The organism is Bacillus sp. JJ1521 (assembly GCF_036965165.1).
Taxonomy (GTDB): Bacteria; Bacillota; Bacilli; order Bacillales; family Bacillaceae_L; genus Ferdinandcohnia.
Window position 1 is genome coordinate 2,785 of record NZ_JBALOX010000043.1, and the last position, 17,654, is coordinate 20,438.

The window sequence follows — 17,654 nt, forward strand, 5'->3', positions numbered from 1 at the left end:
TAGTTATATTTCACAACCGGCCGCAACAAAAAAAATTAGTCAATTAGAAAATGAATATGGGGCATTGTTATTTGAAAGAGTAAATGGAAGATTGCAAATAACAAAAGCAGGAGAGCTTCTTTATCCATACGCCAAAGAAATTGTTGAAATCTACAATAAATCTCTTGAAAAAATAAATGTTCTAACTGGAAATCAAGAAATAATTATTAATGTGGGAGCAAGTTTAACTATTGGTGAATATTTATTACCTGGTATATTAGGGAATTTTAAAAAAAGTTATCCTAATATTATTTTTAGTTTATCAATCGGAAACACTCCTAATATTCTCACTAAGCTAGAAAGTAATGAAATTGATGTTGCTTTGGTTGAAGGTTTGGTTGATAATAATCAATTTCTAATTGAAAAGTTTGCGGAAGACGAGTTAATTTTGGTTACATCTAGAGAGCATCATTGGAAGGAGAAGACAATAATAGATATGAAAGAACTTACAGAAGAAAAAATGATATGGAGAGAGCCAGAGTCAGGTTCACGTTTGATTGTCGAGAATTTTCTATCAAAAATGGGTATTCTAGATAAAATTGAGAGTGCCATGGATCTTGGAAGTATCCAATCGGTCAAAAGCGCAGTAGAGGCAAATCTCGGAATAAGTATCCTTCCTAAACTAACTGTTTTAAAAGAATTAGAATATGAAACACTGTTTGAGATTACCATGAGAGGTTTTAAATTAACTCGAGAACTATGGTTGGTCCAAAAACCACAGCGTTTTAATAAAACTGGTTTGTATAATTTTCTTGATTTTATAAGGTCCCAATAGAAAGTTGTTAGGTTTCTTGGGTAGTATCAATTTCCTTAAAGAAGAGACAAATTGTTAATGGAAGCATTTTAGTAATAAATATTGGTTTAATATACCATTAGCAACACCCTCTTTTAAACTGTTAATCTATCTATTTATAACTTTCGATTTAAATAATCTATCAATTTTACAAAAAATAGATTTAGATATACTAAAAAAATATTCAAGTTCTATTACCCCTTCCTATTACTAAGAATAAATGGAGCAAAACTCCAATTGATTAATGAATTAACATGAAACCTTGATAATATTGTGGTTGTGCTGGTATAACTTTTTTTCTTCTTAAACAAGACCCTGAATTCGTATATTAATGAATTCAGGGTCTTGTTTACTTTTTTATTTTTGGGTGATTAATTTCGTCAATTCGATATCACTTTACTGTAGTTTAAGTAATAAAACCCAGACTATTTTAACACTAACTGCGCGACCGCTTCTGTGTGGCTTGAGTGTTGATAGCAGACATATTGATGTAGTGGTGTTTACCTTTTTAGTACCGACGCTACTTCCTATGAATCGTCCAATTTTGCTACACATAGTGATAATTATGTCGAGTTAACAACAACTTAATACTTTCAATATGTACGTTTATACTTTTGTGAAGCACTATTTTGGGTCGAGTTTCTAGTTTGATAGATCAGTTATTTTAACGGTGAGATACTTAGATATTAACGTTTATACAACAGTAAATTGTGGTCCATACTAAAATATTTCATATAATTACTGAATAATTATCATCACAAGCAGATTTCAAACAAGTGCAACGATATTAAACTTTTTATAAAGTATCTAAATGAAAGAATTTATGATTTCCTATGTTCAGTTTATGAAGCTTTGTTTTGTTCGTATCAATAAGTGAAGAAATTTCTTCAATATCTTCATCTGAACAATTCATACCGAAATAGATCGCTGAAGGATGAACAGGACAGTTCTCTAGTGAACCTTTTTTTGTGTTAGGTTCAAGATGAAGATTTAACACTCTCCATTCTTTTTCATATTCCCAGCTATTGTGTTTTAACAATAACAAAAAGAACAGCAAGTAAAGTTTATGGTCGTATTTTTCAATAATTAAACCTTTAAGTATGTTTGAAATGTCATATCTATTTTCTTCATAACCCACTGGATACATCATCTTTGTAAATTCATTGGTATGTTCCAGTTGATTAAAGTTGTATTCAACACATATACCCTTATGGTTATCAGCATAATTACCCCACATTGGCATATTAAACGGTGTTTCAGAAAAACAAACTACACTTACATTACTTTTAAAATCAGTAAGCATTCTCTTTATTCCTTCAAGTATTACTTCATCTGAAACAGTATTTTTGTTTGGTCTATTCGTTTCCTTTATTGTATTAAGAATTTCTAATTCATTAAAATATGTTGGTTGACAATCAAAAGGATCATTTAGTCCAGTTGATTTACAAAACCATAGTTTATTTTCCTTTATACTATTTAATCTTGAAGAACGCTTTGCACCACTTATTGGCTGATACTTATAAAGTTTTTTTGGAATATATTGATGCTTTAACTGATATGCTCTATTCTTCTCATTTTCAAAATATAAATATAAAAAATCCTTAAACCATTGATGCAAAATGAATTCACCCCTATATTTTTGTTTGTTAATTAATTTTAACATTTCCAACATCAGCGAAGCATTAAATATTACCTAATACACAAAAAAGAAGCACTCACTAGTTCGTGATAATGAACCAGAATGTGCTTTTAAAAATAAATAGTTTCGTGCTTCCAGTACTTGTCCAAGACAATTGAACAAAAATCAACTGCCTATTCATTTCTTTTTATACCCTTGTCTGTTATTTCCGTTTATTTCTTACCAAGTACCCTTTTTCAAGTTCTTCGTACTCATATATTACTTCTAATGGGTCACTTTTAAAATACTCCAAGAGTTCCACCAAGTCTTCATTAGTTACAGTGATTTCAAAACTTTTCCCATTCTTTTTTATACTATCAAATGGATGTACCAATTTTGACAGAATGTCAAAAATTTCATCTCTAGTTAGTTGAACAGATTTGAGAAAGTGCAATAGAAAACTAGCTGCATTTCCTAATTCTAGATGCCTTACAATTTTAACAAATAAATCCTTGTCCATGTTCTCAAGAACTATGTTTGATGCCCCTAATAGTTGTTCAAAAATCCTATTAGAAATTTGAGCGTTTATCTTTAAACCATTTGATGCTCTTTTAATAGTATTCAAGCTTAATTGAACATCATCTGAATTTTTTATTATTGACTCAAACAATTCTTGATCCATCTGAATATCTTGAATTTTTTCTTCATTAACTAACAACAAATAGCTTGCCGAATCAACATCATGTAATTTGACCCTATCAAATAATTCATGATTCCATGATATTTGATGATTCCTTATTACTTCAATTACTACATTGTGGTAACCATTAGAAATAAGGTATATCAAATACATAATCAATTTTATTTCATTAGAATCATTTATCATGATCTCAAGTGCCTTAGCGTTATGTCCAATTAACTTTTTATCTAAGATACTTTTAAATTCTTGTACTTCAATTTCTCGGATTCTATTTACTAAATACTTTTCAATAAGGTTGGAATCAAACTTTTCATATTCAAGAAGTAACTCTAATAGTTCTAGGGACCAAATCAATTCATCATCATCAATTAAAGCACCTAGATCATTTTGAGCTTCTTTAAAGGTATCAATAATGTATTCCTTCTTAAGTTGTATATTATTAATTGAACGGTATGTGTCTGGATCCCATGCTAGAACTTTACTTCGAACCAGTTGATTTAAGACACCTTGATCTAAGTTTGCACCTTCAACTAAGGCTACATAGTAATGTAGGCCATCAATAAATTCTTTAATTTTCGTCTCCCTATTACTCTTTGACTGTAGTATAGTGTTCACAAAATCCAAATACTTATCATCTTTTACATACGCCTTTTGAACCTCTTCATAACTATTTTTGATGAATTCTGTCCAATTCTCATCAGTTGATAAGATATAGTCTATATCAAAATCTTGGTTATTTTCCTTGTAAACGGATTTACAATAACTAATGTTTGGCCATGTAAGAGCAAACTTCTTTAACTCGTAAATCTTTTTAAGAGCAATATAAGATTTTACTTCTGATAACTCGCCAATTACTCCATCCCAATGTCCGATCAACGATTCTATTGTGTTTACACTAATATCTTCAATATTTTCTTGGATAAATTCAATAAATATAGATTCCTCTTCTTTATAAACATCTTGCTTTAGTATTACGTTATTTAAAAAATCTCCTATATTACTCTTGTAATAATCATACACAAATTGTTCATTCTGTATTAACTCAATTGAAACATGGTTACTATTAAGGATTATTATTAGATTGTTTAAATTAATCTCATACCCATTGATTTCTTTTACCTTCTTATGAGCATGCTCTGGTATACCTTCCAACGAAGTGAACTTTACCCCAAGAGTAGCTGATGTATCATAAAACTCATCAGTTTCAGGTAAAGTAGCTACATCTAGTTGTTGTGAAATAAAATCGACTAAATTTCCACTACTTTCCAACCCTAATAGTCTATACGAGTCAGCATTTTCAATTATTAATGTTGCATAACTTCCTTTAACCTCTTCAGTTATCTCTATATTGCTTGTTACACCCCATATATCAATTTCGTTAGAGATGGTTAAGTTTAAAAAATCCTTTACCAAGTTCTTTAAAGGACTTATAGTTTCTCTAGACTTCAACAATAATAAGAACTCAAAAAGAAGGTTGAAATTCACTTCAATGTCTCTGAACGTTACATCTATAATTTTTTCAACCTTTTCAATGTTAGCCTCATTTCTATGAACTAATAGATGTTCAACAAAGACGATATTTAATGCAACAATACTGTAAATATCATCCACCCTAACCTTTTCTACCACTTTTCCTATATTTTTTAAATCATATTCTAGGTTATGTTCTACAGAACCCAGTTTAACCAATCTAATAAATTCGTTGTCGTTACTACTTAAAGTTCCTTCTCGGAAAACAGTAAGATAATCTTCATATGATTCGTTCAACCAATTTTTGCGTATCAGTAAGTGTAACAATCTTTTATCTGACAAATCGATATGTAGTTCAATTCCATCTTCTACAAGTAATCTTGAAATTGACTTTGATCTAACATGCTTGATCTTTCCCTTCAATTTCGAGATTTGTTCTTTTATTTCGTCTTGCTTCATCACTTTTTTATTTTCGAATTCTTTATATAGCTCGAGATAATTTACTGAATCAATAGTCATAAAATCATCTAAATCTATGAATCTTTCAATAAATGATTCATTTTGATTAATTATTATCTCTCCATTGATTTTGTTAACTGTAACAAATTGGAATATTTGTTTTCCAGCATTTAAATGATTAGGGGTGCTAAAACCACTTAAATTGATTTGTCGTTGTGAAAATATAACGTTCTTACCAAGTAAATTACGTTTTTTAATGAAGAGAATAGATATATCTTCCTTTTCGGTCAAAATACTGCCCAATCCATTAAATGAGATAATTTGTAATTCTCGAATTCTTTCTTCTAATGAAGAAATGAGTTGCTCCTTTTCAAAAAAAACACTATGAACTATTCCTCTATTCTCAAGCAAATCAGAGTAATCTCGTGGGTATATGTTCTTATATACAATAAAAGCAAAAAGATGACTGTAAGTGATACTAGAATTCTTTAATCTATGTCGATAGATTACAAACTCATTGCAAATATTGATCAAAGTTCTTTTATCATTTATGAATATCGCTACATCCTCAATTAAATCTTTACTAATGGTTTGATTGCTATTAGAGAAATCAATTGACTCTTCTTTGATAATCCCCTCTAGTTTCTGTAATAACACAGCCTCTGCATTGGAGCTGTGCAGTACTTTGACTGTAGGAATAATAAAATCGAAGAACTTTGTACGATTGTAGATTAACTCTGATTCATCCTCTTTAGAAAATATATCGTCTTTTAGTGCATAAATAAATTTTATATCCCTATTCTTTAATCGAGCTGAACTATTAATAGTTGTATTTAAACTTCTAAGCCTTTCAAAAACTTGTACATTGCCAAATCGATCCAAATCTTCGAAAACAATATATTTATTATCAGTTTTTTTAAATAGATAGATGATCTCATCTAGGTAGTGATTAAAGACGGTATTTCCATCTTGGAAATTGAACTCAATCTTAGTGCTAGCTACACCAAATTTGCTGACACCCAATTTTCTGAAGACTAAGAGTAACAAATAAATAGCTACTCCTACTAAAAACAAAAAAAGTAACATTGCTAATATTGACAAGCAATAGCTCCAAAAAGCAATCTGTATATTTTCACTAATATATGTATGGATTCTAGTAAACCATCCTTTACTAATTGTCAGATAAGTAAACACAATTACAATTAATAAAAACATTAATCTACGAAAAACATACCAAAAAGATAGATCACTAACTTTCGTAAACTTTGAATTTGGAATTTTATTAGGATGAACTTGATAAAACATTTGCTGTAATATCTGCTGCTCTAGTATATTTTCGCTTATTTCATTATTAGATTCTGATTGAACTTCATCGGTTTGGAATGAAGCAATTGATACTCTCAACATCTTTTCGGCTTTCTTTACATTTTTTTCAAAATATGAGTCAATGATTGTCGTTTTCCCTGCTCCGTAACCACCCGTAAGTGCAATATTTTTATTAGATTCATTATCTAAGGCTTCATCTAGAGCTATCAGATAAAACTCCGCATCTTCTTCTAGCTTCTTCTTTGCTGCTAAACTTTCAAATTCAATTAATTGTTCCATATTGTTTTCTCACCTCATATTCCAGAACGAAGGAAAAAACTGTGAATACTTAGTCACAGGAACCAAGTTTTTTGTTTTCCTTATAAAGTCCATTTTTACTACATTGTACCAAATATCGACAATGATTACTTCTATATGTGAATAGTAATCAAACTTTAAGTGCTGTCTGAAGGGAGCTGATTTGTAATAGTTTAACCATGTAAACGTAGGAAAATGCCCCGTCATTTCGAGCATGCGATTGACAGGCAAAAACAACACATCAAGAGGGGTGCTTATTATGCTAATTTTTTTATTAGAGAACAGTACCAGTTCTTTTTCTCTAATGGAAATTAATTAATTTGACGGAATGGACAAAGATCAACTTAAAGAATTTATGACTGATTATTTTAATGAAGACGGACAACATTAACTATACGATGATTATGAAGAAAAGGAAGAGGAAGAGGAAGAAGAAAATGTACGGATTCATTAATTTCAGTAAATATTAGGTCAAAAATTTAGTTATTTACTTCAGATAAAAGTGCACCCATAGTAGGAATGCGCTTTTATACTTTAGTATTTTTTATATTCTTATAATACAGAGTTTTACAGCTCCTATTTTCACATGAAGGTAATCGTATTTTATTTGTAGGCAATAATTTCTTCAAATAAATACCGCATTTATGTGACTTAAAAATAAATCAAGATTAATTCAACACCAACTTCGCAACCGCCTCTACATGTGCCAAGTTTATGTGGCAACCCACGGGGTGCTGGTGAGTTTTTCAAATTGTAATTAGACCGAATAAAGGCTCTCAAAATTTTAAAAAGGTTAAACCATATTTCAATTAAAATTAGTTAAGAAATGAGGAGCTTGTATAAATCCAAAGCTCCTCATTTATTTATTCTTATTGTGCTATTAATCTTATAACTTATTTATCAAATAGTTATATTTACTTCATATAACGATACTCCATCAAACTCTTCAAAGCAGAGACCTCCTCTAATAATTCCTTCCCAACATTCGTTTCCAGTACCATTTTTCTTTCTACCACTTCGTCTACTAGTCTTTTCACGGATAAAACATCCATGCCATTATGTAAGACATTTTCTTTGGAATTAAATTGTTTATGGGCAACCAATTTCATACCAAATGAATTATATAATAAGGTATATCCTGCTATCCCAGTAGTTGATTGATAGGCCTTCGAAAAGCCTCCGTCAATAACAATCATTATTCCATTTGCTTTAATTGGGTCTTCCCCTTCGATTTCTTTAACAGGTGTATGCCCATTTATGATATGACCATGATCCGGATTTAGATGAAATTCTGCTAAAATTTTGCGGCAGATTTCTTCCTTTTCTCGTAAATAGTAATATGGATTCTTTTTTTCTTTATGAGTCTCTTTATCTTTAATAAAGTACCTTTCAAAGGTAGTCATTTCTCTTTTACCGAAGAGTGATGAATATTCGCCTGTCCATAAATACCAGACCATATCTGTCGAAATATCATCGTTTTTTTCAGGATGTGCGAAAGCATATCGTAAATGATGTTCAAATACATCCAATAAATCTCGACCTTCATATGTTGTATTTTCAATCACCATTTTTTCCATATTTCCTTTGTCATCTAAAGGTATACAGCCGTGTATCAATAAGTTACCATTGTATTTCAAATATAGGCTGCCTTTCTTCATAAGGAAGTTCATATGTCTAGCCAACTTTTCCGAATGCTGTACAGAAAATAATAATTTATCTATTACCTGTTGTTCTTCCTCTAACAATTGACATGGGTTTTCTGGGTTCACAGTTGCAAAGCAAGTATTCTCCAGTGGATATTTCTTTCCATGAATCACTATTTCGTTTTTATTATAATTAATTTTCTCAAGTAACAACCTTCCCGACATATTAAAGAATGGTCGTCTCTTGATGATAGGAATTTCAAGTTTGAACTGAATCATGGCAATTGCTTGATGAATTTTTGTTATTTGTAATTCTTCTTCCTCTGATAGGTTATTTCCAGAGGTTTTCTTTGGCCTAAAAACTGGGTTGTCCTTATAGTATTTCTCAGCTAAATTTAGAAGTGGTCGAAGATTGATTCCATACACATCTTCAATAATATCCAAATTATCATACCGAGCACTAATACGGAGAATATTAGCTAGACAAACCTTGGAACCAGCATACGCACCTAGCCATAATACATCATGATTTCCCCACTGAATATCAACAGAATGGTAATTAATGAGTGTATCCATAATTTGATGAGGCTCAGGTCCACGATCATAAATGTCCCCTACTACATGAAGATGGTCCACAACCAATCTCTGCGTACAATATGCAAGGCCAATAATAAGCTTATCAGCCTGATTCAGAGAAATAATTTGCTGAACAATTTTTGTGTAATAAGGTTTTTTATTTGTGAATTCCTCTTCAGTTTTGTATAATAACTCTTCTATAATATAAACAAACTGTTCAGGCAATGCTTTACGTAATTTAGAGCGTGTATATTTGGAAGAGGCAAAAGAAATGAGCTTCATCATTTGATTAATAGTTTCAGCATACCAGCCGTTTAATTCCTGCTTATTTTCAAAGCTATTCTTAATTAACTGTAATTTTTCTTCAGGATAATAAACCAAAGTCGTCAATTCATTGATATCTTTCTCAGATAATACATCCTTAAAAAGTTCTTCTACTTTCTCTTTTACTCTCCCAGATCCATTTCTCAGTACATGTTGAAAAGACTGGTACTCACCATGTAAATCACTGACAAAATGTTCTGTTCCCTTTGGTAGATTAAGAATAGCTTCCAAATTTATAATTTCCGTAACCACTTTTTCTTCGGTATCATATTTTTCTGCCAGCAAATCTAAGTATTTTTTATCCAAAGTGATAAATTCTCCCTATTAATTGTTTAATTGCTTTCATTATTATATACGATTCCTAAAACTGTTCACCTTCAAATTACTTTGGTGCTACGTTATATTTACTGTTAAAAATAGCTCAACTATAGCTGACTTTACCATAATTTATTTCTTCTGCTAGTTTGATAGCTTTTCTATTGCTTTACTATTTAAACACTAATCTTTTCTTCAATGTTCTTAGACTATTAATTTAATGAGATTTCAACAATTTTTTGGCATAGCGTGTCATAGTCTATACCAGCTACTTTTGCTTCTTGAGGAAATAGACTAGTATGTGTCATACCTGGTAAGGCATTTGCTTCTAAGCAAATAAACTCATCGTTTTCATCTAAGATAAAATCAATACGAGAATAAACACCTAAACGTAAAGCTTTATGAACCTTGATAGCATAATCTTGTATTTTTTTGGTTAGATGAGCATCAATTTCTGCTGGACAAATTTCTGTTGCGAGTCCATTTTGATATTTTACTTTGTAATCGTAAAATTCATTTGAAGGAACTATTTCAATAACAGGCAATGCCTTATTTTCTAAAATACCAACCGAAAATTCACGTCCAACTATTCTTTTTTCTACAATTATATAACTTTCGTATTTTTTTGCGTGTTTAATTGCATTTTTCAATTCCTCTTCATTTCTAGCCATAGATATTCCTACACTTGAACCAGCACTACATGGTTTAATAATGCATGGGAAAGGTATTTCTAGCTGAATTTCCTCTGAATTTGTATCGATTAAAACCCATTCTGCAGTTGGGATATTCTCACTTACTATTAACCTTTTTGTTAGATCTTTATCCATAGCTAAAAGACAGCCTGTATACCCGCTTCCCGTATATTTAATTCCATAATTATCAAAAGTGGCTTGAAGTTGACCATTTTCCCCTATTGAGCCATGCAACGCAATAAAAACAATATCAGCAATTTTACATAACTCTAGAATATTTTCGCCGATTAACTCATTCCTATTTTTATTCTTACGTTTTAGTTCTTCTAAATCGGGTTCTTCTGGAGAGACAGAATGGCTATATTTGAATCCAGTTTTAAATAACCCATTTATATTCTCATCATTCTGTATCCCTTCATAAACATCGACTAATGCAACTTTATGACCAGACTTCATCAGTGAGTTTGCTATTAAACTCCCTGATGATAAAGAAACATCTCTTTCGGGACTATATCCACCTGCAAGTACAACAATTTTCATATTTCTATTCCCGCCTTTTTTGTTATATAGGCTTTCTTTAAAATTTAATATATGAATTTTATCGCTTTTTCTTTATGTTAGAGTTCTTGAATGATTGAAATTTGAAACCTATTTAAAAAAAGAGACTCTAAAAAGTCGAATTCTCAACTTTTTAGGTCCCCCTCTTAAGTTCACTCATCTGCTACAATTACTTCCATGCCTATCTCATATAACTTCTCTATCAAAGATTTTGATGTCTCTTTATTCGTAATAAGAGTATCTATTTCATGAATATCTACCGTTTTATATATGGCGATAATGTCCATTTTAGAGTGGTCAGCAAGTGCATAACTTCTTTTTGAATGTTTTATCATAATCCTTCGAATTTCGGATTCTCCTAAATGATAATCAGTGAAACCACTATCTAATGACAATCCTCCCACACCAATAAAGGCTTTATCAATAAAAATATCTTGTACGCTTTTATTACTAATTGGCCCGGATAGAGACAATTCTTCTCCTCGTAATTCTCCACCGCTTAATATGACCTTAACTCCAGGAGCATTGGCCAATTCTATGGCAATCAGTAAAAAGTTAGTAATAACAGTCAGATTTTTTCTTTCTTTCAGTCTCTTTGCCATCATTAAAGTAGTTGTACCAACATCTAGAAAAATTGCATCGCCATCTTCTACAAATCCTGCAGCTATATCTGCTATCCGCTCTTTTTCATTAACGCTTGTACTAACTCTTTTAGAATAAGATGGTTCGATATTTGTTTTATTTAACAGGGCTCCACCATGTACTTTCTTGATAAGGCCAGTTTTTTCGAGCTCTGCTAAATCTCTACGAATTGTTTGCTTGGTAACTCCAAGTCTTTCCGAAAGCTCGGAGATTCGAATGATATTATTTTCTTCTAACTGTGTAAGTATTTGACTATGCCGTTCTTCTTGTAACATTCTATCACCTAAATCTTTTTAGAAAAATTATACAATACTTTATGAATCCATTACTAGAAGAACAAGTGAATACTTATCTTCTTAAGCCCGAGCGAATAAAGACTGTACATTTTCAGCAAATTCATCAGCAGACTTTTTAACAGTTCCTTTCATTAAAACATCTCCCAAGGAAGCTAAACGGCCTGTCATTTGCAAATCCATATCATATGTTACCTTTGTTTTATTTGTTTCGATTTCTTCTAGACCTACAGTCATAGTTGCTTTAAAAAGTCCCGCTAACTTCATTGGTTTTCCAACCATTTCAACAATTAACTTCTCACCCTCAACTGCATCTTTTAAAACACCATTTGCTTTGAAGTTTATTTTCATAAACTTAGTTTTTACTTCCATAGTTGCTTCATATTCTGTATCACTATGAGCAACCAGATCCTTACATCCAGGAACACATCCAGCAAGTTTTTCAACATCCATAAAAATATTCCACACACTCTGTTTATCGGCATCAATAACTAGGAAATCTGAAACTTTCATCTTCTTTAGCCTCCTACGTTTTGTCTAGTTAAAAAATTTTCAATGATTTCGGACGTTTTTGTTGAAAATACATCAAATTGGTCAGCTTTATTCGCGCAACTACCAATAGCAATAACATTTGGTATATTTGTTTTTCCATCTTCATCCACTTTTATAAACAAATGTTCATCTAGGTCTACCATCGATCCTTTTAAGTAGAAAGTACATGGAATCGTTCCTTCACTATAGATAAAAGTATCACATGGAATATTGTAAATTTCTCCATCTTCTGTATTCTCTATTTCAACTCCAGTGACTCGTGAGTTTCCTTTTATGTTTTTTATTTTCGCAAATTCACTTTTTATACTATTGACATCTGCACCATTTTCTTTTGAAAGGTCTGCAACAGCCTTTGCTATTTTACTATTTTCAATAATAACCATGTCTTTTCCAGGTAAATAACCTCTATCCAACAATTCTAAAGCCATTAGAGAAGTCATCACCCCTGCCGGGCGCGAACCAGGAATCTTATTTCCTTCTCTTGGTTTTTCCATAGATCCCGAACTAAAAATAACTTTTTTAGCTTCAATATCTTGTGAACCATTCGGAGTTTGAATACTAATTTGATGATTTTCACCATTTTCTCCTTCAAAAAATCCTACTACCGTTGCTTGATACCAAAATTCATAAGGTAGTTTATCTGCTTGACTTACAATCTCTTTTTCTTTCAAAAAATCTTCCCTATCAAATATAGTTGATCCAAAGCCGCCCTTTTGTTTCTCGTAATCAACGATTAATACATTGTTTATACCTAATTCCTGCGCCTTATTAGCGGCTGTAAGACCTGTAATACCAGCACCTATAATAACTAATTCATATGACATTATTTATTCCCCCCCACAACTGTTAAGTAGGATTGTTGTAAACCTTTTAGTGTATTTACAGCACGCACTCCATTTTCTTCAAAAATATCAAGGATTTTTGGAATACAACAGTTCCCTTGACAGTCTCCTAATGTAGCACCTGTTCTCCGTTTAATTCCATCAATTGTTCTAGGTGGAATTGGGCTTTTTAATGCATTTTCAATTTCTCCTCGAGAAATCGAACGACATAAGCACACAATTTCTCCTGTCTGATCTTCTTCTGAATCATCGAATAGGTTTGGGGTTTCATGTAGTGCATCTTCTCGCTCAATTAATTCAAGTCCAGCTAATTCAAGTTGTTCAGCAACTAGCTCAGCAATTCCTGGAGAAGCTGAAAGACCAGTAGATCTGATTCCAGCGGCATGCACCATGCGCTTATCTATTTCAGAAGGACGAATCACATAGTCACCAGTGCTACAAACTGCCCTTGATCCAGCAAATTGACGAATGCTTTCAAATTCCCTTGCTTTAGGAACAATTTTTTCACACCCAGCTACTACTTTTTCCATACCTTCCACCGTTGTTGAACGGTCATCCTTATCCTCTAAGTCCTCAGCAGTTGGTCCAAGCAGGAATCCACCAAAAGCAACTGGAGAAACTAATGTACCCTTAGAAGTTGGAGTTGGTACTGGAAGAATAACTTGTGATAGTTCCAAGTTTTCTTCAGTTAAAAGAAATTGTCCTTTTCTAGGAGTGATTGTAAAACTTTCATCTCCAATAAGCCGTGCAATTTGGTCTGAATACAATCCAGCGGCATTTACTACATATTTTGTAACGATTTCATTCTTATCCTCAAGAATTACTCTAAGACCTTCCGAACTTCTTTCTATTCTTTCAACACCAGATCCTAACAGAACTTCAGCACCATTTAATGCTGCTAGTTCTGCATGGGAACGTGTTGCAGTGAATGGGTCACAAATAGATTCTCCTTCAATAAGAAGTCCACCAATTACTTTATCCGTTACTGCTGGATTCATTTCCAATATTTCTTCACGTGAAATCCAACTTACTTCTACTCCATTTGCTTCAGCATTGGTAATATATTTTTCTTCAATAATATTATTTTCCTCTTCAGAAGTGGCCACCATGACAGCTCCACAAGGAATAAAAGGAATTTTTAAATCTTCAACTAGTTGAGGCCATAGGTCACGAGAACGTCGTAAGCATTCTGCTTCTACTGAGTTTGGTGGGGCATCGAAACCAGTGTGCACAATTCCGCTATTTGCCTTACTTGATCCTTCACATACATCTGGTTGTTTCTCAACTAATGCAATATCTAGATTATAGTATGATAGTTTTCTCAATATAGAACTTCCTACAACTCCACCACCGATCACAACTACATCTTTTACATGTTGTTCCATACATTTCACCTTTTCCTTTTTGTTGTTTTAAATGTAATTATATATTCCTTTTTGTTGCTTTTTGTTACTTTTATTATTGTGTATTTCCTTAACATTGTCAACATTTTTTATTAGATTATTACTAAATTGTTATTTTAGGTATACTGCATTATCATGTTTCTTTTATCCACATAGAGGTAAAACAACATAAAACAACATGAGGTTAGCTTCCACATAATGAATCTAGTCCCTATATTCAAAGGTTGCTAGATTTATTGTATGTGGAAAACTAACCTACCTTAATAATAGATATCTATTATACTTTCGCCCAAGTTCTAGATCTCTCTACTGCTGCACGCCATCCTTCCATGAGTCCTTCTCTTTCTTCCTGACTAATTTGCGGAACGAAACGTTTCTTTAATTTCCATTTTGAAGATATCTCTTCCATATTCTTAAATTCACCCATAGCTAAAGCAGCTAGGTAGGCAGCACCTAGTGGGGTCGTTTCAGTAATAACCGGAACATCAACAGGTATACCTAATAAATCAGCTTGGAATTGCATTAAGAAATCATTCTCTACTGCGCCTCCATCAACTCTCATAACTTGAATATCAATGTTGGTGTCCTTTCTCATTACTTCCAAGTTTTCTGCTACTTGATATGCAATACTCTCCAGTGTGGCTCGTGCGATGTGAGCCCGCGTTGTACCCCCTGTAATCCCGACCATTGTTCCTCTAGCATATTGATCCCAATAAGGGGCAGCCAAACCAACAAAAGCAGGAACAAAGTATACACCACCAGTATCAGGAACAGACCTAGCTAATTCCTCTGTTTGGGAAGCGGATTCAACAATCTGAATTCCATCTCTTAACCATTGAATTGCAGCCCCCGTAATATATACCCCTGCATCCAAGGCAAAAGTTAATTTACCATCGATTCCCCATGCCACAGTTGGAAGTAATCCATTATTCGATTCAATCATCTTATTCCCAGTGTTCATCAGCATAAAACATCCAGTTCCATATGTGGTTTTCACTGTACCCGGTTCAAGACAAGCTTGACCAAAAAGAGCAGCTTGTTGATCTACCGCACTACCAGCAATCGGAACAGCTCCACCAAGAAAAACGGTTGGATCTGTATCACCATAATATTCACTAGATGAACGAATTTCTGCCAACATGGACATCGGAATTTGGAGCTTATGTAAAATTTCCTCATCCCAACAACCGTGGTTGATATTCATAAGCATCGTTCTTGATGCAGTCGTATAATCTGTAATATGGAGCCTTCCACCTGTTAATTTCCAAATTAGCCAAGAATCAAGTGTTCCAGCAAGTAATTCCCCATTTTCCGCTTGTTCTCTTGCACCATCTACATTATCTAACACCCATTTTATTTTTAGTGCAGAAAAATACGCATCTACAATGAGACCTGTTTTTTCCTTTATCACCGATCCCCATTCTTCGTTAAGACGATCTGCTGCTCTAGATGTCCTTCGATCCTGCCAAACAATCGCATTATATAAAGGGATTCCCGTATTTTTATTCCAAACTACAACGGTTTCTCCTTGATTATCCAACCCCATCACGGTAATATCGTTTATTTGAAGGCCAGCCTTCTCCAATGCAGAGTTAATTGAGCTTTTGGCATTTTCCCAAAGTTCTATTGGGTCATGTTCGACCCATCCAGATTGAGGATAATACTGCTTCTGTTCAGCATAACCCCTAGAAACCATATTCCAATTTTCATCTAGAATTAGAGCGGTTGTTCCAGTTGTACCCTGATCTAAACCGATAAAATATTTACCTTTTCCCATCAACTACTCCCCCTTATAATGCTTTCTCAATAGTATCTTGTTTATTTATTGTTGATTTTGAATCTTTCGTTACCCAATAAGCGACTCCAATTGCAAGGAAGCCTGCAACAAGTTTGCTAATAACCACCGGTGTGATCAAATCAGGTTGTACACCTGCAGTAAATCCTAAATGATCACCTAAAGCTGCTGTTGCTGGAACTAACCATGCAGTGTTAATGACCTTTCCTCGGATATTCATATCTTTCATCATTTTATATACAGGAATGCTATTAGCTAATGTGATGACAATACCAGCTGCACCTTTCGCGTCCATCCCCAGTTTTCTACCAATCTTACTAAGAGGTTTGTCAAGGGCTTTTATAAGAAGGTGCAAGACAGGGAATGTCCCTAGTAAAACCACTGCTATAAGTCCAACAACTTCAATACCCTCCATTATTGGTGCCATACCAGGAATAGTTACTACTCCTGTTAATGATTCAAACGCTGCTGCTGCTAAACCAATGGTAATGACAATTGTTATGAATTTACCAAAGATTAAGGATCCTTTAATCAGTTGATTCGGCATCACCAGGAGACCAATAATAAGAAGAACAGATAAAATTAATACTGGAACTAAATTGACTAGAACCATACTTAAATCAAAACCTGCTATAACACCACCGATCAATCCCCCTATCGGTATAGTTGTCAAACCAGCAAGTAGTCCTTTTGCAAAGAATGGTCTATCTTCTTTTTCAATCAATCCTAGACCAACTGGAATAGAAAATACAAGTGTACATCCAAGCATTGACGCTACAATTAATCCTGAAAAAAGCCCTGCTTGTTCATCAATTGCCAATTCCATCGCCAGTGGATAACCACCCATATCATTTGCAAGAATAGAAGCAAACATAGCAGGGTCAGCACCGAATAGTCCAAATAGCGGTATAATAATTGGTCCTAAAACATTTGCTATTACCGGAGCTAAACATACAATTCCTACCATACCTAACGCAAGTGGTCCCATAGAATTGAAGCCTTCCTCAAACTGCTCACCCAATCCCAACTTGTTACCAAAAATTCTATCTAGCCCCCCAACCAATACACCTATTGCCATAACCCAAATAATAATTTCATTAAACGACATTCTCTTTCCCCCTTTTATTTTAAATTGGTATATGTTTTTGCCATAGTACCCAGATTAATAGATTTTGGTATTTTGTGTGTTCTTGTTTATTTTTGCAAACATTTTATGTATTTATGTGTAATTATAGTGATTTTGGAAAGCGATTACAATATCTTTTTCAAAAAAATTGATTATTTCATCAAAAAAAATAAACTACACAATTGTGTAGT

Annotated in this window: 11 protein-coding genes; 1 reads left to right on the top strand and 10 read right to left on the bottom strand. The window is 32.9% G+C overall.

The genetic code is table 11. The annotated features are described in order from the left end of the window. Window positions 1-814: LysR family transcriptional regulator (locus tag V7147_RS07575; RefSeq protein WP_335367241.1), on the top strand; the 814-nt coding region annotated here is incomplete at its 5' end. Window positions 815-1,628: 814 nt separating this feature from the next. On the opposite strand, the gene V7147_RS07580 is transcribed toward V7147_RS07575, so the two are convergent. From V7147_RS07580 to eutH, 10 genes are all read right to left on the bottom strand, one after another. After that, on the bottom strand, window positions 1,629-2,450 hold the full coding sequence (locus V7147_RS07580; RefSeq protein ID WP_335367242.1) for a DUF2971 domain-containing protein: 822 nt from the start codon (window positions 2,448-2,450) through the stop codon (window positions 1,629-1,631). 223 nt (window positions 2,451-2,673) lie between these two features. After that, window positions 2,674-6,684, bottom strand: coding sequence for a YobI family P-loop NTPase (locus tag V7147_RS07585; protein WP_335367243.1), 4,011 nt, complete (start codon window positions 6,682-6,684; stop codon window positions 2,674-2,676). Window positions 6,685-7,616: 932 nt separating this feature from the next. Continuing rightward, the gene (locus V7147_RS07590) at window positions 7,617-9,551 is read right to left on the bottom strand and encodes a fructose-1,6-bisphosphatase (protein WP_335367244.1); all 1,935 of its coding nucleotides are present in this window, start codon (window positions 9,549-9,551) and stop codon (window positions 7,617-7,619) included. A 221-nt stretch (window positions 9,552-9,772) separates the two neighbouring features. Further along, window positions 9,773-10,792 (bottom strand): D-alanine--D-alanine ligase family protein, encoded by a 1,020-nt coding sequence (locus V7147_RS07595; protein ID WP_335367245.1) that lies wholly within the window; start codon window positions 10,790-10,792, stop codon window positions 9,773-9,775. 170 nt (window positions 10,793-10,962) lie between these two features. After that, complete coding sequence (locus tag V7147_RS07600) at window positions 10,963-11,727, bottom strand: DeoR/GlpR family DNA-binding transcription regulator (protein WP_335367246.1); 765 nt, start codon at window positions 11,725-11,727, stop codon at window positions 10,963-10,965. An 81-nt stretch (window positions 11,728-11,808) separates the two neighbouring features. Further along, complete coding sequence (locus tag V7147_RS07605) at window positions 11,809-12,258, bottom strand: CoxG family protein (RefSeq protein WP_335367247.1); 450 nt, start codon at window positions 12,256-12,258, stop codon at window positions 11,809-11,811. Between the two features lie 5 nt (window positions 12,259-12,263). Continuing rightward, complete coding sequence (locus tag V7147_RS07610; RefSeq protein WP_335367248.1) at window positions 12,264-13,121, bottom strand: NAD(P)/FAD-dependent oxidoreductase; 858 nt, start codon at window positions 13,119-13,121, stop codon at window positions 12,264-12,266. After that, window positions 13,121-14,524: an NAD(P)/FAD-dependent oxidoreductase gene (locus V7147_RS07615; RefSeq protein WP_335367249.1), complete on the bottom strand. Its 1,404-nt coding sequence runs from the start codon at window positions 14,522-14,524 to the stop codon at window positions 13,121-13,123. The genes V7147_RS07610 and V7147_RS07615 overlap by 1 nt, the downstream gene beginning before the upstream one ends. Before the next feature lie 295 nt (window positions 14,525-14,819). Beyond that, window positions 14,820-16,319: a glycerol kinase GlpK gene (gene glpK / locus V7147_RS07620; protein ID WP_335367250.1), complete on the bottom strand. Its 1,500-nt coding sequence runs from the start codon at window positions 16,317-16,319 to the stop codon at window positions 14,820-14,822. Window positions 16,320-16,332: 13 nt separating this feature from the next. Continuing rightward, entirely contained in the window at window positions 16,333-17,445 is a 1,113-nt protein-coding gene (gene eutH, locus V7147_RS07625) for an ethanolamine utilization protein EutH (RefSeq protein ID WP_335367251.1), read from the bottom strand. Window positions 17,446-17,654 lie beyond the last annotated feature (209 nt).